Origin of the sequence: Streptomyces pallidus (ex Mingjun et al. 2026), from assembly GCF_051550185.1 — a bacterium.
In the GTDB taxonomy this organism is placed as follows: domain Bacteria; phylum Actinomycetota; class Actinomycetes; order Streptomycetales; family Streptomycetaceae; genus Streptomyces.
Genome location: NZ_CP196181.1, coordinates 5216821 through 5235738 on the forward strand (window position 1 = coordinate 5216821; position 18918 = coordinate 5235738).

At 72.9% G+C, this 18918-nt stretch carries 18 protein-coding genes and 3 tRNA genes; 11 read left to right on the plus strand and 10 right to left on the minus strand.

Annotated features, from left to right (window positions below):
* Positions 1-2: 2 nt before the first annotated feature.
* Positions 3-311, minus strand: a complete 309-nt coding sequence (locus ACSHWO_RS23040; RefSeq protein ID WP_361083764.1) for a YtxH domain-containing protein — start codon at positions 309-311, stop codon at positions 3-5.
* A gap of 145 nt (positions 312-456) precedes the next feature.
* Here ACSHWO_RS23040 and ACSHWO_RS23045 point away from each other — a divergent pair.
* The 3 genes from ACSHWO_RS23045 to ACSHWO_RS23055 all read left to right on the plus strand — a co-directional run bounded on the left by ACSHWO_RS23045 (position 457) and on the right by ACSHWO_RS23055 (position 881).
* Positions 457-529 (plus strand) — tRNA-Asn (locus ACSHWO_RS23045).
* 5 nt (positions 530-534) lie between these two features.
* Positions 535-607, plus strand: a tRNA-Asn gene (locus ACSHWO_RS23050).
* A gap of 200 nt (positions 608-807) precedes the next feature.
* Positions 808-881 (plus strand) — tRNA-Ile (locus ACSHWO_RS23055).
* 161 nt (positions 882-1042) lie between these two features.
* Here the strand turns inward: ACSHWO_RS23055 and ACSHWO_RS23060 are convergent.
* The gene (locus ACSHWO_RS23060; protein ID WP_438314400.1) at positions 1043-2212 is read right to left on the minus strand and encodes a carboxylate-amine ligase; all 1170 of its coding nucleotides are present in this window, start codon (positions 2210-2212) and stop codon (positions 1043-1045) included.
* A 154-nt stretch (positions 2213-2366) separates the two neighbouring features.
* On the opposite strand from ACSHWO_RS23060, the gene ACSHWO_RS23065 reads away from it, so the two are divergent.
* The gene (locus ACSHWO_RS23065) at positions 2367-3719 is read left to right on the plus strand and encodes an MFS transporter (RefSeq protein WP_438319243.1); all 1353 of its coding nucleotides are present in this window, start codon (positions 2367-2369) and stop codon (positions 3717-3719) included.
* A gap of 350 nt (positions 3720-4069) precedes the next feature.
* On the opposite strand, the gene ACSHWO_RS23070 is transcribed toward ACSHWO_RS23065, so the two are convergent.
* Complete coding sequence (locus ACSHWO_RS23070) at positions 4070-4192, minus strand: hypothetical protein (protein ID WP_438314403.1); 123 nt, start codon at positions 4190-4192, stop codon at positions 4070-4072.
* Positions 4193-4325: 133 nt separating this feature from the next.
* Between ACSHWO_RS23070 and ACSHWO_RS23075 the strand changes: the two genes are divergently transcribed.
* On the plus strand, positions 4326-6983 hold the full coding sequence (locus ACSHWO_RS23075; protein WP_438314406.1) for a tetratricopeptide repeat protein: 2658 nt from the start codon (positions 4326-4328) through the stop codon (positions 6981-6983).
* 42 nt (positions 6984-7025) lie between these two features.
* Here ACSHWO_RS23075 and ACSHWO_RS23080 read toward each other — a convergent pair whose 3' ends face one another.
* Together ACSHWO_RS23080 and ACSHWO_RS23085 are read right to left on the minus strand one after the other, a co-directional pair.
* Positions 7026-8384 (minus strand): carboxyl transferase domain-containing protein, encoded by a 1359-nt coding sequence (locus ACSHWO_RS23080; protein WP_438314409.1) that lies wholly within the window; start codon positions 8382-8384, stop codon positions 7026-7028.
* 17 nt (positions 8385-8401) lie between these two features.
* Complete coding sequence (locus tag ACSHWO_RS23085) at positions 8402-9136, minus strand: LysE family transporter (RefSeq protein ID WP_438314412.1); 735 nt, start codon at positions 9134-9136, stop codon at positions 8402-8404.
* Positions 9137-9206: 70 nt separating this feature from the next.
* On the opposite strand from ACSHWO_RS23085, the gene ACSHWO_RS23090 reads away from it, so the two are divergent.
* Positions 9207-9662 (plus strand): Lrp/AsnC family transcriptional regulator, encoded by a 456-nt coding sequence (locus ACSHWO_RS23090; RefSeq protein ID WP_438314415.1) that lies wholly within the window; start codon positions 9207-9209, stop codon positions 9660-9662.
* Here the strand turns inward: ACSHWO_RS23090 and ACSHWO_RS23095 are convergent.
* Both ACSHWO_RS23095 and ACSHWO_RS23100 read right to left on the minus strand, forming a co-directional pair.
* The gene (locus ACSHWO_RS23095; RefSeq protein WP_438314418.1) at positions 9659-11293 is read right to left on the minus strand and encodes a GAF domain-containing protein; all 1635 of its coding nucleotides are present in this window, start codon (positions 11291-11293) and stop codon (positions 9659-9661) included. The two genes, ACSHWO_RS23090 and ACSHWO_RS23095, sit on opposite strands and share 4 nt — an antisense overlap.
* Positions 11290-12327 (minus strand): rod shape-determining protein, encoded by a 1038-nt coding sequence (locus ACSHWO_RS23100; RefSeq protein ID WP_179172501.1) that lies wholly within the window; start codon positions 12325-12327, stop codon positions 11290-11292. Before ACSHWO_RS23100 ends, ACSHWO_RS23095 begins: the two co-directional genes overlap by 4 nt.
* A 221-nt stretch (positions 12328-12548) precedes the next feature.
* Here ACSHWO_RS23100 and ACSHWO_RS23105 point away from each other — a divergent pair, with 221 nt between their 5' ends.
* On the plus strand, positions 12549-13271 hold the full coding sequence (locus ACSHWO_RS23105; RefSeq protein WP_438314421.1) for an esterase/lipase family protein: 723 nt from the start codon (positions 12549-12551) through the stop codon (positions 13269-13271).
* 83 nt (positions 13272-13354) lie between these two features.
* On the opposite strand, the gene ACSHWO_RS23110 is transcribed toward ACSHWO_RS23105, so the two are convergent.
* Positions 13355-14020: a hypothetical protein gene (locus ACSHWO_RS23110; protein ID WP_438314424.1), complete on the minus strand. Its 666-nt coding sequence runs from the start codon at positions 14018-14020 to the stop codon at positions 13355-13357.
* Between the two features lie 79 nt (positions 14021-14099).
* Here ACSHWO_RS23110 and ACSHWO_RS23115 point away from each other — a divergent pair, with 79 nt between their 5' ends.
* Positions 14100-14861 carry an SCO2400 family protein gene (locus ACSHWO_RS23115; RefSeq protein ID WP_438314427.1) on the plus strand — a complete coding sequence of 254 codons (762 nt, stop codon included), beginning with the start codon at positions 14100-14102 and terminating at the stop codon, positions 14859-14861.
* A 15-nt stretch (positions 14862-14876) separates the two neighbouring features.
* Here ACSHWO_RS23115 and ACSHWO_RS23120 read toward each other — a convergent pair whose 3' ends face one another.
* Complete coding sequence (locus tag ACSHWO_RS23120; RefSeq protein WP_361083730.1) at positions 14877-15299, minus strand: MarR family winged helix-turn-helix transcriptional regulator; 423 nt, start codon at positions 15297-15299, stop codon at positions 14877-14879.
* A gap of 92 nt (positions 15300-15391) precedes the next feature.
* On the opposite strand from ACSHWO_RS23120, the gene ACSHWO_RS23125 reads away from it, so the two are divergent.
* The 3 genes from ACSHWO_RS23125 (at position 15392) to ACSHWO_RS23135 (ending at position 17958) form a co-directional block, all read left to right on the plus strand.
* Positions 15392-16420 (plus strand): NADP-dependent oxidoreductase, encoded by a 1029-nt coding sequence (locus tag ACSHWO_RS23125; RefSeq protein WP_438314430.1) that lies wholly within the window; start codon positions 15392-15394, stop codon positions 16418-16420.
* A gap of 64 nt (positions 16421-16484) precedes the next feature.
* Positions 16485-16907 (plus strand): organic hydroperoxide resistance protein, encoded by a 423-nt coding sequence (locus tag ACSHWO_RS23130; RefSeq protein WP_361083724.1) that lies wholly within the window; start codon positions 16485-16487, stop codon positions 16905-16907.
* 70 nt (positions 16908-16977) lie between these two features.
* Positions 16978-17958 carry an EI24 domain-containing protein gene (locus tag ACSHWO_RS23135; protein WP_438314434.1) on the plus strand — a complete coding sequence of 327 codons (981 nt, stop codon included), beginning with the start codon at positions 16978-16980 and terminating at the stop codon, positions 17956-17958.
* A 27-nt stretch (positions 17959-17985) separates the two neighbouring features.
* Here ACSHWO_RS23135 and ACSHWO_RS23140 read toward each other — a convergent pair whose 3' ends face one another.
* Entirely contained in the window at positions 17986-18876 is an 891-nt protein-coding gene (locus ACSHWO_RS23140; protein ID WP_385841993.1) for an NAD(P)-binding domain-containing protein, read from the minus strand.
* Positions 18877-18918 lie beyond the last annotated feature (42 nt).

Genomic DNA, 18918 nt, shown 5'->3' on the forward strand with positions numbered 1-18918 from the left:
GCTCAGGTGTTGCTCGTGCCCCAGTCGTCCTCGGAGGCGGTGGAGGAGCCCGCCCGGCCGCGCAGCACCCGCACCCGGTCGGCCACCGAGGCGGGCAGGACGTCCCCGACCCGGTCGCTCACGGCGGTGAAGGCCTTGCCGGCGTACTGGCGCCCCTGCTGGCCGGCGGTCTCGGCCACGTTGCGCACGGCCGGGTTCTGCGCGACCTCCCGCGCGCACTTCTTCATCTGCTCGTAGCGTTCCCTCCCGGCCCGCGTCCCGAGGACGTACCCGAGGGCCACTCCGCTCACGAACGTGACCTTGTAGCGCATGCCTGCCACCCTTCGTCGTGTGGTGCCCGGCCCGCTGCCGATACCGATTGGCGGAGCACCCCCCTGCTTGCGCTAATCTATGACTCGCAACGGGCACTCGCCCCCCGGCAAGGCCGGAGGTGGGCCGTTCGGTGCAACGCAGCAATCCCCTGTAGCTCAATTGGCAGAGCAGCCGGCTGTTAACCGGCAGGTTACTGGTTCGAGTCCAGTCGGGGGAGCGCGGTCCCCTGTAGCTCAATTGGCAGAGCAGCCGGCTGTTAACCGGCAGGTTACTGGTTCGAGTCCAGTCGGGGGAGCAGAGGGAAGAGGGCCCCGAGGGGTCCTCTTCTTTTTTGTCCGCGAACGAAACTTTTGCCCCGTCAGTGGAACCGGGCAGGCCTGAAACCGGTCTCCACCGACAGCGAAGCCGATCACACGGCCCAGCCGAGGCAGGAGATCGTATGAGCGGCTATGCTGCGGCAGACGGCGCGCACACTTGTACGCGCCACGCCGTGAAGGGGCGGTAGCTCAGCCGGTTAGAGCAGCGGACTCATAATCCGTCGGCCGTGGGTTCGAGTCCCACCCGCCCCACCGTAAGCCGCAGGTGCAGAAACGATTGCACCTGCGGCTTTGGTTTTCCGGGGTTCGGGTGGGCCGGGGGCCCGGGGTGCCGGGGCCGTGGGGTGTGGCGCTGGTCACTCCGGGGGCCGGGGTCGCGGGCGGAGGGGTGGCCCGCCTGCGGCCCGGATGGGTCAGACGTTCTCCGTTTCGTCCGTGAGGTGGCGCAGGACGTCCCTCAGGTCCTGGCGGCGGGCGTACGCCGCGCGCTGGCGGTGGGCGCCCGAGCCGTCGCGGAGCAGGCGGCCCAGGGTCTCCGCCGCGTGGTCCAGCTCGCCGCAGGCCGCCAGCTCCGGGGCCACCAGGTCGAGCAGGGCCTCCGCCAGGTCCGCCGCCGGGAGTTCGGCCCCCGTGTACGGGTCCAGGCCGAAGCCCTCCAGGCCGTCGTGGGCCGCGCGCCAGCGGGCCAGGTACAGGACGTCGTCCCGCACGACCGGCTCGGGGCGCCCCTGTGCGATGTCCCCCAGGACGGTGGCCACCAGGGCGCGGACCAGTTCGGCCTGGAGGATGGCGGTGTCGATGTCGGAGGACATGTCGGGCGCCCGGATCTCGAGCGTCGGCCAGTGCCCGGACGGGCGGAGGTCCCAGTAGACCATCTTGGTGTCCAGGGCCGCCCCGGAGCCGAGCAGGGCCTGCACCGAGCGCCGGAAGTGGGCCGTGGACGTGAAGTGCGGGGGCAGGCCCGCCGAGGGCCAGCCCGACCAGGCCATCGCGCGCCAGCTGGCGTGGGCCGTGTCACGGCCGCCCCAGAACGGCGAGTTGGCGGCCAGTGCGATCAGGGTGGGCAGCCACGGTCTGACCCGGTTGGACACGGCGACCGCCGTGTCCACGTCGAAGGTGCCGATGTGGATGTGCCGGCCGCAGCTGACCAGGGTGTCGGTGAGGGCGCCGAAGCGGCGGTGCTGCTCGCGCTGGCGCGGCTCGTCGTCGGTCAGGTGCAGCGGCCCCTCGACGGCCATGACCGGCGTGGGTGCGGCCAGCAGCCGGCAGCCGTGGGCGCGGGCCGCCCGGGAGAGGGTGCGCCGCAGCGCCGCCAGCTCCTCGCGCAGCTTCGGGGCCGAGTCGGCGACCGGGGTGGAGATCTCCACCTGGTAGCGGGTGCCCTCCGCGTGGACCTCGTGGGGGAGTCCCGCGGCGGTCTCGAGGACACGGGGGGCGGCCGGGACCACCCGGAAGGTGCGGGCGTCGACGAGGAGGAACTCCTCCTCGACCCCGACCGTCAGGGGTGCGTGGACGCCGTCGTCCGCATTGACGGTCGCGCCCGTGTTGTCGGTGCTCGTGGTGCTGTTGCCAGGTTCGATCACTACGCCTCCCTGGACATACGAGTCGTTTCATCATGAGCCGACACCAGGCGGTGAGCGCACGCCGATTCAGTCAAATGTCCTGCTGTGATGGCGAGTTACCGGCAAGGATCCGGGCGGCCTGCAACCGCGGATCCGGGTGGGGCGACTGTTGCGTATGCGCGAAGGGCGGCGTTCCGGCCCGAGGCCCGGAGACGGCCGCCGGTTATCATCCGCTGTGACCGGTACGAGCGCACCCACCCCCACGCCCGCCCCCGGGTCCGCGCCCCCGCGGCGCCTCTCGCGGATATTCGCCGACCTCACCCCGCTGCGCACCTCGCCCGACTACCGGCGGCTGTGGGTCGGCGGCACCATCTCCTGGATGGGCCAGGCGATGACCGCCCTGGCGATCTCGCTCCAGGTCTACGACATCACCGGCTCCAGCTTCGCCGTCGGCCTCGTCGGACTCTTCTCCCTCGTCCCGCTCGTGGTCTTCGGGCTCTACGGCGGCGCCATCGCCGACACCGTGGACCGGCGCAGGCTCGGCCTGTACAGCTCCGTGGGCCTGGCCGTCCTGTCGGTGCTGCTGGCGGGCGCCGCGCTGCTCGGCTACCACCGGGTCTGGCTGCTGTACTCGATCGTCGCACTGCAGGCCGTCTGCGGGGCCCTCAGCGGTCCCGCCCGGACCGCCATGATCCCCCGGCTGCTGCCGGCGGAGCAGCTGCCCGCCGCCAACGCGCTGAACTCGGTGACGATGACCTCGGGGACCATGCTCGGCCCGGTCCTCGGCGGGCTCGTCGTCGGCCGCTGGGGCTACGAGGCCGCGTACCTGATCGACGCCGTCACCTTCGCCGCCGCCCTCTACGCGATGTGGCGGCTGCCGGCGATGCTGCCCGACCGGGACGGCGGCACGCGCGGAAGGGCGTCCGTGCTCGACGGGCTGCGGTTCCTCGGCACCCGGCCCAACATCCGGATGACCTTCTTCTCCGACCTGGCCGCGATGGTCCTGGCCCAGCCCAAGGCGCTGTTCCCGGCCGTCGCCGTGCTCTGGTACGGCGGCGACGCCACCACCGTCGGCCTGCTCGTCGCGGCGCCCGCCGTCGGGGCGCTGCTCGGCGGGCTGTTCTCCGGCTGGCAGGGCCGGATCCGGCGGCACGGGCTGGCGATCCTGCTGTCCGTGGCCGCGTGGGGGCTGGCCGTCGCCGTGTTCGGGCTCACCCGGAACCTGTGGCTCGGCCTGTTCTTCCTCGCCCTGGCCGGCGCCGCGGACACCGTCTCCATGGTGTTCCGCTCCACGATGATGCAGGCCGCCACCCCGGACGAGATGCGCGGCCGCCTCCAGGGCGTCTTCATCGTGGTCGTCGCGGGCGGGCCGCGGCTCGGCGACTTCCTCGCCGGGACCGTCGCCGACCTCGCCTCCCCGACGGTGGCGATCACGGGCGGGGGCCTCGCCTGCGTCCTCGTCCTGGCCCTGCTGGCGGCCCGCTGGCGGGGCTTCGCCCGCTACGACGCCCGCTCGCCGCAGCCGTAGTCGTGGCCAGGGAGGGCGAATACACGCGGACCCGAGTGGCGACTTCGAGGAGGGCGACCGGCCTGCCAAGCCTGCCGGGAGGCACGGCCCTACTTCGTCGAACCGGCCGACAACGGCAGACGCGGAATCAAGGCAACGATCCGATCCCGGCGGACCGAGTCCGCAACCGGCAGAAGCGCGGCTCGCGCGGAGCCGCTGCGGGGACGACTACAAGCCGCGTCATGCGGCATTGACCGCCTCAAGCACCAACGCGCCGTCGCCACCAGGTACGACAAACTTGCCGTCCGCTACGGAGCGACCGTGCTGAGCGCAGCCATCAACGAGGGACTGTGACCAGCACGGTCACAGCACTAGCCGAGGAGCAGGACCTGCAAGAGCGACAGCAGGTGATCGGTCAGCACCGTAACCATGCTGTTGAGAACGACCGCGGTAACGAGGATCTTCTCCTCGCGACTGAGGCGCAGGTGTTTCATCAAGATCTCCCGGATGTTGGGGACGGGCACTTCAGCGGCAGTACGCCTGGGTCCACTGTCGCCACTGGGCAGGATGCGGCGACCAGCTGCGATGACTACGGCTTGTGTCAGCGGCCTGCGGGATGATGGCGCGATGAGTCGAGATCGCAGCATGGCGTATCAGCCCGGGAGTCAGCGCAGCATTCCTCGGCCGCGCACGGCTCCAGGGGCCCTGGCCAACCTGAAGCACCTGCTCTATGAGCTCTACGTGGAAGCAGGCTCGCCGCCCGTCGCGCGCCTCTCGGAGCTCATCGGCGCAGATGACCAGCTTCCGGGAGCTCCCTCGAAGGACACGATCCATCGCATCATTGGATCCAAGGAGCTGCCGCCCCGGCAGGCCGACGCCATTTCGGTGTCCGCCGTACTGGCACGGGCAGCAGGCTGGGATCCGGTCCACACCATGGAACAAGTGCGGCAGGCATGGGTGGCAGCACGGCTTATAGAGCCTTTGGGTCTCCCCGTCGCCGATCTAGATCCGTTCACACTTGAGGTGCACCGTTCGATCGAGGCGGAGGAGGGCTCTGAGCAGTTGACCTTGCCTTCGTACGTGCCGCGCGACCACGACCGCGAACTCCGGAATGTGGTGAAGCGAGCCGTCGGGGGTGTGAGTGCCATGGCCACGCTGACCGGAGGCTCGTCGACAGGAAAGACCCGGGCATTATGGGAAGCGCTGCAATACCTGCCGCCATCGTGGCGGGTGTGGCAGCCGCTGGACTCCGGTAGGTTGGACAGGTTGCTGGCAGACCTCGACTCCGTCGGCCCGCGGACCGTGATCTGGCTGAACGAAGCCCAGCGTGCTCTCTTTGCCGACAGCTCTGGCGCGGGTGAGCTGGCCGGTGCTGCCCTGCGTCGAGTGTTGGGCGACCGCAGTCGTGCGCCCGTGCTCGTACTGGCGACGCTCTGGCCCGAGTACTGGAGCGTCCTGACCGCCGAACCGTGCCAGGATGGGCGGGACCCCCACGCGCATGCGCGGTACCTCCTTGACGGCACAGCGATTCGCGTCCCTGAGGTGTTCGCAGGGCAGGATCTCGGCAGACTCGTCGAGGCCAGTACGACGGACCGCCGTCTGGAACTGGCTCTGAGTCATGCAGATGAAGGCCACATCACGCAGTACCTAGCAGGTGTCCCGGCGTTGTTGCAGCGCCGCCTGAATGCTCCTGCGCCCGCGCGGGCACTAATCGATGCCGCGATGGACCTGCGGCGGCTCGGACACAGTGAGGCCATCGCCCTCGACCTGCTGGAGCAGGCGGCGTGTGCCTACATGACCGACCTGCAGTTCGAGCTGCTGTCGGACGATTGGCTGGAGAAGGCGCTGGCCTACGCGGCGGAACCGCAGCGCGGTACCCGGGGCCCGCTCACACGTATCCGCTCGCGCGTCGGTCGGCCGACGGGCACGACGATCCGATACCGCCTTGCCGACCCGCTGGACCATGTGGGGCGCAAGGAACGCCGCTACCAGGCTCCCCCGGCTCTGTTGTGGGAATGCCTGGTGGCCCACGCCTCCCCTGCCGATTCCCATCGGCTCGGCCTGTCTGCCGAGGAGTCGGGTCTGCCTCACACCGCGATGACCCTGTACCGACGGGCGGCTACGAAGGGAAATGCGGCCGCGGCCCTGGACGCCGCGCAACTGCTGGAATTGCTGGAGAGGTACGAGGAGGCACTGGAGTGGTACGAGGCGGCGGACAGACTGGGCAGCCCGCAGGGGCTGCGCTTCGCGGCCTACATGTGCGCGTGTGCCGAGCTGTGGGACCGCGCCACCGACCTTTGCCTGCGCAGCGCCCGGTCGGGGCAGTTGCTTTCCCTGCTCGAGTGCGCCGACTTCATGTGGGAGCTCGGATATCCCGGAGATCCCGACGAGTGGCTTGACCAGGCACTCGTTGATGTGCTCGACAGCGTGAGTTTCGAGGACGCCCTGCAAGGCTACCGGCGGACAGGACAGCGAGCGGAAGCAGGACGGATGCTCCTCATCATGGGGCGCCGGTCAGAGGGCCTCAGCCTGCTCCGGGAGTGTGCTGCCGACGGTGACTTCTTCTCCGCCAACAGGGCGGCAGCCGTGATCGAACGGGAGGGAGGAACTGAGTCCCTATTGAAGTGGCTCGTGGAACTGGCCGGCCAGGGCGGCGCGGGAGCAATCTATCCGATAAGCACCACCGTAAAGATCCTGAAGGAAGCAGGCCGCGTCGAGGAAGCCATCGAGCTCCTCAAAGCCTGGGGAAGCGGGGGAGACACTACGGCGGCGGAACAGCTGGTCAAGCTCCTCACTGAGCTCGGACGCATCGAGGAAGCCGATGATTGGCTGCAGCAGACATGCGTTCGGCATCCTGCTGTTGCCTGGCAGCGTGCGGAGCTGCTGCTGAAAATGGACCGGACCGCCGAGGCCGAGGCGCTCCTGAGGGTGCTTGCGACGTCCAGCGTATGGGGAGTACCGGAGCGACTGGCCGAACTCCTGGAAAAGAAGGGAAGGGCCGATGAAGCAGTCGGGTGGTACCGGGTAGCAGCCGAAGCAGACGCCGTTCACGCCGTATCGAGCGCGACGAGGCTGATGATCAGCACAGGCAGGGCGGAAGAAGCCCTCCACTGGTTGCGGACCCTGCACGGCCCCGACTCAGTCCGGGAACGCCTGGAGTGCGCAGAGTGGGCACTGACTGCTCTGAGTAGGGCCCAGGACGCCGCTCGGTTGCGTCGCTTCGGCTGGGAGCCGGACGGTTCCATCGCCACTCCGTGGTGCGTGCCTCCGCGGGACATCCCGTAGGGCAGCAGGCTGAATGACGCACGCGTACTGCCCTCGGCCGGCTCAAGCCCGGGGCGTCGGGCCGACGATGCCGCGGGCGACACCCAGGGACACGAGGTCCTGGGGGCGGATGCGGAGCTGGTCGGCGGTGGCCGGCGCCTCGGCCGGGGGCCGCTTGAGGATGGCCGCGGCGAGCTCGGGGGCGATGACGGAGAAGTAGCTGTCCGGCGTGACCCAGGTGTTGCCCGGAGCCGCGAGCGCCAGGGCGCCGCCGGAGCCGCCCTCGCCGATGAGGAGGGTGGTCACCGGGACGGCGGCCCCCGCGACCGCCGCGAACGTGTCGGCGATGGCCGCGCCGGCCCCCGCCCGCTCGGCCGCGGCGTCGTTGGCCGCGCCGGGGGTGTCCACCAGGGTCAGGACGGGGATGCCGAGCCGGTCCGCGAGCCGGATCGTGCGGGCGGCCGTGCGGTATCCCGCCGGGCGGGTCGCCGTGCCGCACTGGGCGGCGTACGCGACGGCCCGTCCCTCCCGCAGCCCGAAGCCGCACAGCATCCCGGGGTCGGTGCCGCCGGCCCGGTCCCCGGACAGCGGCAGGCGCAGCGTGAAGTACGCGTCCAGGTAGGCCCCGGCGCGCGGCCGGTCGGGGTGTCGGGCCTGCCGTACGGCGTCCCAGCCGCTGGCCGGGGGCGGCGCGCCGGGTACGCCGCCCAGCGCCGCCGGGGGTTCGGCGGGCCCGGTCGGGCGGGGCGCGGCCAGGATCCGGAGCCAGTCGGCCAGCAGGCCGGGCAGCCGGGCGGGTTCCACCACCGCGTCCACGTGCCCGGAGGCGTACTGGCTCTCCGCGGTGTAGGCCGCCGGGTCGGCGTCGGCGGGCCGCACCCGGGACCCGGCGAACCCGACCTGGGCGCCCGGGAGTGCGAGGACGACGTCCGCTCCGGCGCCGAGGGTGGCCCAGCCGCCGCCGGTGGTGGGATCGCGCAGGACGGCGATCTGGGGGAGTCCCGCGGCCCGGGTCAGGACGGACTGGCGGGCCACGCGCTGGAGTTGGGTCAGCGCGAGCATGCCCTCCTGCATCCGGGAGCCGCCGGTGGCGATCAGGGACACGAGCGGCAGGCGGTGTTCGCGGGCGTGGGCGTACGCCGCTTCGAGCCGGTCCCCGGTGCGCTCGCCGAGGGAGCCGCCGAGGAAGCCGAACTCGAAGGAGACCAGGGCCACTCGGTGGCCGCCGACCAGGGCGGTGCCGACGACCACGGACTCCTGTTCGCCGGTCCGGTCCGCGGCGCGGGTCCGGGAGGCGTCGTACCCGGTCCAGGCCAGCGGGCCGTCGGCGGCCGACTCCCGTGCTGGCACGGGCAGTTCGGCGAAGCTGCCGGGGTCGGTCACGGAGGCGATGGCCGCGCGGGCCGAGAGGCGGGTCGTCACGGGTTCACCCTATGGGGTCACGGCAGAGGGAGGGCGACCTTCACGGCGTAGGCGGCGACGAGGCCGTAGCCGAGGCGGAAGGTCCAGACGCGGACCCGGGCGGGCACCTTGCGGCCGGCGAGGGCTCCGACGGCGACGAGGGTCTGCTGCCAGAGGAGGGAGGCGGCGGCGACGCCGGTGAGGAAGGCGGCGGCGGAGGCGGCGGTGTGCAGGGTCGCGGCCTGGGCGGTGGTGAGGGCGGCGAAGTAGAGGGCGGTCGTGGGGTTCACGGCGGTCAGGCCGACGTAGCGGGCGAAGGTCCGGGCGCGGCCACCGCCACCGCCTCCTCCGCCACTGGCTCCGTCTCCGCCTCGGCCGGGCGCGCTGCCTCCACCGACCCCGTCGTGACCGTGGTCCGCCCCGGCCGCCGCCCCCGTCCCCGCCCCCGCCGGCACGGCGCCCGGCACCGGGGGGCCCGGATCCCGGGCGGCGCCGCGGAGGCCGTGCGCGGCGATGGCCAGCAGGATCGCCGCCGCGGCCAGCCGGATCCACGCCTCGACCGGGGTCACGTGGGAGGCCACCCAGGGGCCCAGTGCGGTGGCCAGGGCCGCGTAGCCGAGGTCCACGGCCGCGATGCCCGCCGCCGCGGCCACGGCCGTGCGGCGGTCGCGCATCGCCTCCTGGAGCAGCAGCACGCTCATCGCGCCCATCGGCATCGCCACGCCGAGCCCGGCGACCGTGCCCGCCAGGGCGGGAGTCAGTAGTTCCGTCATGCCCGGCAGGGTGCGGTGTGCTGCGGCGGCCGCGGCGGCGAATATCGGCCGCCGCTGCGAGAATCGCGGTATGGACCGCCTCGACAGGGAAATCCTCGGCATCCTGCAGCAGGATGCGCGGATCTCGTTCCGGGACCTCGGCGTCCGCGTCGGGCTCAGCGCCAACGCGACCGCCGACCGGGTCCGACGGATGCGGCGGGACGGGGTGATCCGCGGGTTCACCGTCATCGTGGACCCGGCCGCCGACACCCGGGGCGGGCTCGTGGTCTTCATCGACCTGACCCTCCGGCAGGACACCACCAACGAGGAGTTCGAGCAGCGCGTCGCCGGGCTGCCCGGAATCACCGAAGTGGTGCACGTGACGGGGGAGTACGACTACCTCGTACGGGCACGGGCCGCCGACCCGGCCGCGCTGGACACCCTGCTGCGCCGCCTCAAGCGGGAGGCCGGGGTGGCCCAGTCCAGCACGCGGATCGCGCTCCGGGCGGCGCAGCGGCCGCCGTCCGGCTCGCAGAGCACCGCCTAGAGGGCCGACTCCCACGTCACCGTCGTCCCCTGCCGACCGGCGGGCGCGAGGCCGTCGTCCGTCACCGTCAGGCGGATCCGCTCGGCGTCCGCGTCCACCTCCACCTCGATCGAGGTGACCCCGCTGCGCCGGTGCGCCGCGGCCAGCGCCCCGCGCAGCGCCGCCAGTAGGCCCTTCGCCACCGGCTCGGTGACCAGGGTCTCCACGGCGCCCGTGAACTGCACCGACGGGGCGAAGCCGAGCAGGACCGCGGCGCCGTGCACCTCCCGCAGCACCCGGCCGCGGAACGTCGGGGGCACGTCGGCCGGCGGCTGCTGGAGGGCGAAGATGGCGGTACGGACCTCCTGGATCGTGGAGTCCAGCTCGTCCACGGCCCGGCCGAGCTCCTCGCCGACCGCGTCCCCGACCCGGCCGCCCCCGTTCGTCTCCCCGCTCGTCTCCCCGGCCGTGGCCCCGGCCGTGTCCGCGGTCGTCCTCGCGGCCGCGGACCGCTTCCTGGTGCTCTCCAGCATCATCTCGGTCGCGAACAGCCGCTGGACGACCAGGTCGTGCAGGTCCCGGGCGATCCGGTCGCGGTCCTCGTAGACGGCCAGCTGCTCCCGGTCGTGCTGGGCGTCCGCCAGGACCAGGGCCAGCGCGGCCTGGGAGGCGAACTGCGAGGCCAGCCGCCGGTCCACGGCGTCGTACGGCTTGCCGCCGCGGCCCCGGGGCAGGGCCAGGGTGCCGATCAGCTGTCCGCCGCTCTGCAGGGGGAGCATCATGCTCGGGCCGAAGCGCTTGCGGACGCGGGTGGTCATGCGCGGGTCGGTCGCGGAGTCCTCGATGAAGACCGGCTCGCCGCCCAGCAGCTGTTCCAGGACCGCGGATCCGGGGGCGATGGTGGTGCCGATCAGGTCACCGGGGTCGCCCTGGGTGGAGGCGGAGACGATCTCCATGCCGCCCTCGGGGGTGGGCTGGAGGATCACTCCGGCCGCGGCGTCCGCCAGCAGCCGGGCCCGTTCGGCCACGCACCTCAGGGCGTCGGCGGCCGGGCTGCCGGCCAGCAGGGCCGTGGTGACGGCGGCGGCGCCCTCGATCCAGCGCTCGCGGCGGCGGGCCGTCTCGTACAGCCGGGCGTTGCCGATGGCGATGCCCGCCTGCGAGGCGAGGACCTGGAGGAGGGCGAGGTCCTCGTCCAGGAAGGGGCCTCCGCCGCGCTTCTCGGTGAGGTAGAGGCTGCCGAAGACCTCGTCGTGGACGCGGATCGGGACGCCGATGAAGCCGTGCATGGGCGGATGGCCCGGCGGGAAGCCGGCCGAACGCGGGTCCTTCCCCAGGTCGGCCAGCATCAGCGGGCGCGGGTCGCTGATGAGGGCGCCGAGGATGCCGCTGCGGCCGTCGGGCAGGCGGGGTATCGCGGCCCGCTCGGCCCCGGTCATGCCGGCCGTGTACAGCTCGGTCAGCCGGACGTGCTCGGGGTCGACGACCCCGAGCGCTCCGTACCGGGCCCCGCACAGTTCCGTGGCCGAGTCCACGATGTGCTGGAGGGTGGCCTCCTGGTCCAGCTCGGACCCGACGCTGAGGACCGCCTCCAGCAGCATGGGGAGGCCGGCCCCCTGACCGGGGGCGACCAGCTCCCGTTCGGGGGTCATCCGGTCAGCGGGTTGAGGACCATCGGGGCGACCTTCCCTTCGAGCATCGCGCCGAGGCCGAGCACGGCGCACACGTCCGGCCTCTCCGCGATGGCGACGGGCATGCCGGTGGCGTCGCGCAGCATCTGGTCCAGGCCTGGCAGCAGGGCGCTGCCTCCCACCATCATGATCCCCCGGTCCGTCAGGTCGGCGACCAGGTCCGGCGGGCAGTCCCGCAGCACCTTGCCGATGCCGTCGAGGACGGCGGTGAGCGGGGTGTGGATGGCGTCGCGGACGGCCGCGGTGTCGACGTGGACCGAGCGGGCCAGGCCGGTGGCCACGTCGCGGCCGTGGATCAGGGTGGAGGCGGGCCCCTCGTCGGTGATGCCGTTGCCGTGCAGGGCCAGCTGCAGGGGCCGGACGGCCTGGCTGGGCAGCATCAGTTCGTGGGCGTGGCGCAGGTGCTGGACCACGGCGTGGTCGATGGCCTCGCCGCCGACCGGGATCCGCTGGGCGGTGACGATCGAGCCGAGGGAGAGGACGGCGACCTGGGTGGCGGCGGCCCCGCACACCATGATCATCGTCGCGGTCGGCTGCTCCACGGGCAGGCCGCAGCCGACGGCCGCCGCGATCAGGGTGTCGACGAGTTCGACGCGGCGGGCGCCGAGGCCGACCATCGTCTCCACGGCGGCCCGCTGGGCGAGCGGGTCGGCGTCGTGCGGGGTGCAGGCGGCGGCGCGCAGCCGGGGCTTGCGGCGCAGGGCGCGGCGCAGCTTCTCCCCGAGCAGGTGGCGCAGCATCCGCTGGGCCATGTCGATGTCGACGACGGTGCCGCCGGAGACGGGGCGGACGACCCTGATGTAGTCGGGCGTGCGGCCGGTCATCCGCTCGGCGAAGCTGCCGACGGCGATGAGCGCGCCGGTGCGGGTGTTGACGGCGGCCGCGCTGGGCTCGTCGACGACCAGGCCGGCGCCCTTGACGTACACGCGGGTCCTCGCGGCCCCGAGGTCGACGGCGACGTGGCAGCGGCGCAACTGCTCAAGACTGACGGTCACGGCAGATCCTCCCGAGGGCGCTGATGCTGGAAGACCGGCGACTGCCGGTTGCATTTCATATCTTCTCGGGCGAATGGGGCACGGCGCCTGTTGGGATGCTCCAGCCGAGGTGCGCCACACGGGGTGTCGGGTGCTGCACGGGGGTGGATTTCCGTACCGACAGGCAGCACCATGCCCGCACCGTCCGCGATACCCGCGCGTAACAAGGTAAAGGGGAGCCGATGCTGACACCCCGCCAGAAGCCGACGGCGCTCCTGCCGCTCTGTGCAGCACTCTGCGCGGCGCTCCTCTTGCTGCTCCCGGGCGCCCGCGCCGCCCACGCTGCCCGAGCCGCGGGGCCGGCGGCGCCCGCGCACCGCCCCGTGGTCCTCGTCCACGGGTACAACGCCGACCCCGGCGTCTGGGGTTCCCTGCGCGCGGACCTGCGCGCCGCCGGATACGCCGACGCGGAGCTCTTCTCCTGGGGCTACGACACCCACCGGTCCGTCAACGAGGTCCTGGCCGGCCAGCTGGGCGCGTACGTCGACCAGGTCCGCCGGCAGACCGGTGCCGAGCGGGTGGACGTCGTCTCGCACTCGTTCGGCTCGCTCGTCAGCCGCTGGTACGTCAAGTACGGCGGCGGCACCGCGGCCGTGGACCGCTGGGTCTCGCTGGCCGGCCCCAACCACGGCACCTCCACCGCGTGGGCGTGCGCCCTGTGGGACCAGGCGTGCCGGGACATGACGCCGAACTCGTACGTGGTGCGGAACCTCAACTCCGGCGACGAGACCCCGGGCGCGGTGCGGTACGCGACCTTCCGCTCGGACTGCGACGAGGTCGTCAGCCCGCGCGGCAGCGTCCCGCTGACCGGGGCGGCCAACACGGCGGTCGGCTGCCTCGGACACAACGACCTGCTGGGCGACGACGCCACCTCGGCCGGGGTGCGCGCCTTCCTCGCGGAGTAGCCGTCCGCGGCGCGGCAGGGCTCCGGCCGCAGCGCTGGTCCGTCCCGGCGGAGGCGGTGCCCCGGTGATCCGCGACGCCGGGGTCACGCACCGGGCCGACCGGAGTCGAGCTCGGTGCCGTCCACGGACACCCGCTGGAGCAGCCCGTACGTGAACTCGGCCACGCAGGGCCGCCCCTGCGCGGCGAAGGCCAGCCGCCACCGGGTCGGCGCGGTGCCCTCCAACGGCCGCACCGGGGCGAAGGCCCGTGCCACCTCGTCCACCGTCGCCGACCAGGGCAGCAGGTCCTCCGGTGCGCGCAGGACGGGGCCGGGCGCGCCCGGGGCGCGGACCAGCCACTCGTTCCACACCGCTCCGTCCGGCGCGGCCAGTACCTCGAAGCGCAGGTCGGGCCAGAGCGGCAGGGGCCACAGCAGGGCCTCGCACTCCAGGTCGCCGACGGTCCGCGGGGCCGTCGACTCGGGTGGGCCGAGCACCGAGCGGTAGCGCGCGAGGGCCCCGCGCGAGCGGGGCGAGCGGACCATCGCCTGCCAGCGCCGGTTGGCCTCCCGCTGTTCGGCGAGGGAGCCGCCGAGCCGCCGCCGGGCCTCCTCGGCCAGCTCCGGCCGGAAGTCGGCCATCCGCCGCAGCAGCACCAACTGGAAGGCGGTCCGGCCGAAAGCCCCGGGTCCCGGCGGCGGCGCGGCCGGCGGCGTCGGCGGCGTCGGCGGGACGGGTGGAGGGGGCGGTGGAGGGGGCGGCGGTGTCATGCGGACCACGATTCCACACAGGACCTTTACGAACTCGCGATGTAGATGTGGCCGGAAACCACGTAGCGTCACATCCGCCATGGACTACTGCCACGCCTGCCGGAGGCACCTCAACGGCGCACTGGCGTGCGCCGGGTGCGGAACCCCGGCCGAGTACCTGCCCGCCGCCGTGTCCGGTGTGCCCGTCGCGCCCGCCGCCCCGTACGGCTCCGCAGACGTGCCGTACGGGCCCTCCGTACCCCCGGGAGCGCCCGGGGCGGATACCGGCGAGCCGTACGCGGACTCCGTCGTCGTCCTGTCCGGCGGCGCCGCCGAGCGCCGGCCCGGCGCCCGTGCCCGGGCCGCGAACCGCCGCCGCCGGCGGACCGTCGTCACCGTCGGGCTCGGGCTCGCGGTCGCCGTCGGCGGGTCGGCGGGCCTGGCGCAGGTGATGGCCGACGGTGACCGCACCGACCGGGCGGCGAACGTCACGCTGACCGACGAGAACGGTCCGCAGCAGCCCGCCCCCCTGCCCAGCCGTACCGGTGGGCCCAGCGCTCCGGCCGCGCTGAAGCCGGTCAAGGCCACGGCGAGCGCGAAGGCCGCCGCGGGCGCCGCGCAGCCGGCCCGGTCCGGGGACTCAGCCGGGAGCGGGGCGCAGCCGGGGCCGGGGGCGTCGGCCTCCGCCCCGGGCGGGTCCGGGTCGCAGCAGGGTTCCGGGAAGGGGCCGTCCGTAAAGCCGGGGCAGTCGGGGCAGCCCTCGCCGAGCGCCTCGGGCTCGGGGACGCCGCAGCCGGTCGTGCCGGTGCCGAGCCCGTCGCCCACGAAGCCGCCGAAGACCTGCTGGTGGATCTTCTGCTGACGGGGTGCGGGCGGGTCAGCCCAGCATCCGCTTGAGCAGGTCGCGCAGGACCGCCCGCTCGGCCGTCGACAGTCCGGCCAGCGGCTCGCGCGCGAAGTCCAGGGACTCGCGGAGCCGGTCCGCCGTCTGCAGGCCCTCCTCGGTGGGCGCGGCCAGCTTCACGCGCCGGTCGGCCGGGTCCGGCCGGCGCTCGACCAGGCCGCGCGACTCCAGCCGGTCCACGATGCCGGTGATGTTGGAGGGCTCGCACTTCAGCTTCTGCGCGATGCGGCGCATCGCCATCGGCTCCAGGGAGAGCAGGTTCAGCACGCGCGCCTGCGCGCCGGTCAGCTGGTGGCTGGCGGCGGCCTGCTCGTACTCCTCGTGGTAGCGGGCCACGACGGTGCCGATGAGCTCGACGACCTCGACGGTCAAGGGATCCACACGACGACTGGGCATGGATCCAGCGTACCCATTTGCTTGACAACATGAAATATCCAGGCGCATGGTTGTTTCACGTACTGAAGCATTTTTCCGATCTGGAGTGCCCCATGTCCGAGACCCCCGCCATCCCCGCCGTCAGCCGTGAGTGGCACCTCGTCCGCCGCCCCCAGGGCTGGCCGGTGGCCGAGGACTTCGCCCTGCGCGAGGTAGCGGTCGCCGCTCCGGCCCCCGGCCGGATCCTGGTGCGCAACCTCCACATGTCCGTGGACCCGTACATGCGCGGCCGGATGAACGACGTGAAGTCCTACATCCCGCCGTTCCAGCTGGACCGGCCGATGGACGGCGGCGCGGTCGGCGAGGTCGTCGCCTCGGCGGCCGAGGGCTTCGAGGTCGGCGACCACGTCCTGCACGGCCTCGGCTGGCGCGAGTACGCGGACGTGGAGGCGGCGCACGCCACCAAGGTCGACGCCTCCCTCGCCCCGCTCTCCGCCTACCTCGGCGTGCTCGGCATGCCGGGCATGACCGCCTACGCCGGCCTCTTCGAGGTGGCCTCCTTCAAGGAGGGCGACGCCGTCTTCGTCTCCGGCGCGGCGGGCGCGGTCGGCAGCCTGGTCGGCCAGTTCGCGAGGATCAAGGGCGCGTCCCGGGTCATCGGCTCGGCCGGCTCGGACGAGAAGGTGGCGCTCCTCACCGAGAAGTACGGCTTCGACGCCGCCTTCAACTACAAGAACGGCCCTGTCGCCGAGCAGCTGAAGGACGCCGCCCCCGAGGGCATCGACGTCTACTTCGACAACGTCGGCGGCGACCACCTGGAAGCCGCGATCTCCTCCCTGAAGGTGCACGGCCGCGCCACCCTCTGCGGTGCGATCGCCCAGTACAACGACACCGAGCCGGCCCCCGGCCCCCGCAACCTGGTCCAGGTCATCGGCAAGCGGCTGCGCCTGCAGGGCATCCTGGTCGGCGACCACGCCGCGCTCCAGCCGCAGTTCGTCAAGGACGTGTCCGGCTGGCTGCGCTCGGGCGAGCTCGTCGCCGACGAGACGGTGGTCGAGGGCGTGGAGAACGCGACCGAGGCCTTCCTCGGCATGCTGCGCGGCGAGAACACCGGCAAGATGATCGTTTCGTTCACCGGTTAGGCTCGTCCCGAACCGTCGCGATCGTGGGCGCGAGTCGCGGCGACCACCAGGAGGATCCTCTTCCATGTCCATCCAGCAGTCCGACGTCCTCTACACCGCCGTGGCCACTGCGGAGAACGGCCGTGACGGCCGCGTCTCCACCAGCGACGGGCAACTCGACGTCGTGGTGAACCCGCCGAAGGAGATGGGCGGCAGCGGCGCCGGAACCAACCCGGAGCAGCTCTTCGCGGCCGGCTACAGCGCCTGCTTCCAGGGCGCGCTCGGCGTCGTCGCGCGCAACGAGAACGCCGACGTCTCCGGGTCCACCGTCACCGCCGAGGTCGGCATCGGCAAGAACGACGAGGGCTTCGGCCTGATCGTGAAGATCTCGGCCGTGATCCCGAACGTGGACGAGGCCAAGGCCAGGGAGCTCATCGAGAAGGCCCACCAGGTCTGCCCGTACTCCAAGGCCACCGCGGGCAACATCACCGTCGAGCTCGCCGTCTGATCCGACCCGCGCTCGCGTTCCGAAGGCCGCCCACCCGACCGGTGGGCGGCCTTCGACGTAAGCTGGCCCCATGCGTGATCTTGCGGGGGGATTCGGCTACCTGCTGGCCGGACAGAGATGGGTGTTCCGTCACGGGCGCTGGCTGGGCTTCGGCCTGCTGCCGGGACTGGTCTCGTTGGTGCTGTACGCCGGCGCGTTCATCGCCCTCGGCTACGGGGCCGACGACCTGACGTCCTGGGCCACGCCCTTCGCCGCCGACTGGAGCTCGCCCTGGCAGGGGCTGTTCCGCGGCTTCCTGACCGCCCTGGTCTTCGGCCTCGGACTGTTCCTCGCGGTGATCACCTTCACCGCCGTGACCCTGCTCATCGGCCAGCCCTTCTACGAGTCGCTGTCCGAGCAGGTCGACCGCAGCGAGGGCGGCGACGCACCGGAGTCCGGGCTGCCGCTGATCCGGGAGCTGTGGATCTCGGCTCGGGACAGCCTGAAGGTCCTCGCCCGCGTGGCGCTGTACGGGATCCTGCTGTTCGCCCTCGGGTTCATCCCGGTGGTCGGCCAGACCGTGATCCCGGTCATCGGGTTCTGCGTGTCCGGCTTCTTCCTCGCCGAGGAGCTCACCGCCGTCGCCCTCCAGCGGCGCGGGGTCGAGCTGAAGGACCGGCTCGTGCTGCTGCGCGGGCGGCGGGCGATGGCGCTCGGCTTCGGCGTGCCGCTGGTGCTCGCCTTCCTGCTGCCGCTGGTGGCGGTGTTCCTGATGCCGGGCGCGGTGGCCGGGGCCACGCTCATGGTCCGGCACCTGCGGGACGAGGACGAGGGCGAGGACGAGGGCGCCGCCGCCGAGGGGGAAGCGGCGGGACATGCCGCGGGCCGGCCGTCGGCCCAGGCCGCCGCCCACTCGGCGCCGTACCCCGCCCAGGCACAGCCGTACGCCCCGTACCCGGCGCAGCAGCCCGCCCCGTACCCCCAGTCCCCGAAGTACCCGGCGGACGGTTCCGGTTCCGCGCAGGGTCCCGCCGGGGGCTTCGGGCCGCCGCCGAACCCGTACGCCTCCTGAGGGGGCCCGGCGGGCCCGGTCACCGCACTAGCGCCGCAGCAGGGTGATCGCGCCCGCCGTGTCCTCAGCGGCGTGCGCAGCCTCGTCGGCGGCCAGGCGGCGCCGCATCAGCGCGAAGTAGGGGTCGATCAGCTCCGCGCTGACCCCCTGCTCCTGCGCGGTGCGCAGCAGCGTCCCGGAGGCCGTCACCTGCATGGCCAGGTTGGACACCACGCCGGTGGTGAAGTCGCCCGAGGTCAGCCGCTCGGCCGCGTTGCCCACGAAGAAGCCCATCGCGCCGAGCCACTCCGACAGCGGCGGAACCAGGTCCTTCGGGGCGATGTCCTCGCCCTCGATGAGCGCGAAGGCGTGCGAGATACCGGCGAACATCCCGTACATGCCGCTGAGCAGCGCCACGTCGTACAGGGCGGCGTGGCCCGGGTCCTCGCCGACGTACCGGGCGGGGGCGGGTACCTCCAGGACGGCCCGGTGGGTGTCGAACAGGGCCCGGGAGCCGCTGTAGAGGACGTAGCCGCCGGCCTCGGGCGCGCCGATCATCACCGGGGTGCCCATGATCCCGGCGTCCACGAAGCGGGCGCCGCGGGCCTCGGCCCAGGCGGCGCGGGCCCGGCCCTCGCCCGGGGTGCCGGTGGTGAGGTTGACCAGGTCCTTGCCGGACAGCTCGACGCCGTCGAGGGTCGAGCCGACGCTGGCGTCGTCGAGCAGGCAGAGGACGACGAGGTCGTTCGCCGCCACCGCCTCGGCGGCGCTCGCGGCGACGCGGGCGCCTTCGGCGGCGAGGGCCTCGGCCTTGGCGGCGGTGCGGTTCCAGACGGTCAGGGAGTGGCCGGCGGCGAGCCAGGTGCGGGCCAGGGCGGTGCCCATGTCGCCGAGGCCGAGGAGGGTGAGGGAGCGCTGTGCGGTGTTCGTGTCGGTCATGGCGTTCAGACTGGTGGCGGGCCGGAAGGTCCTCAAGTACGT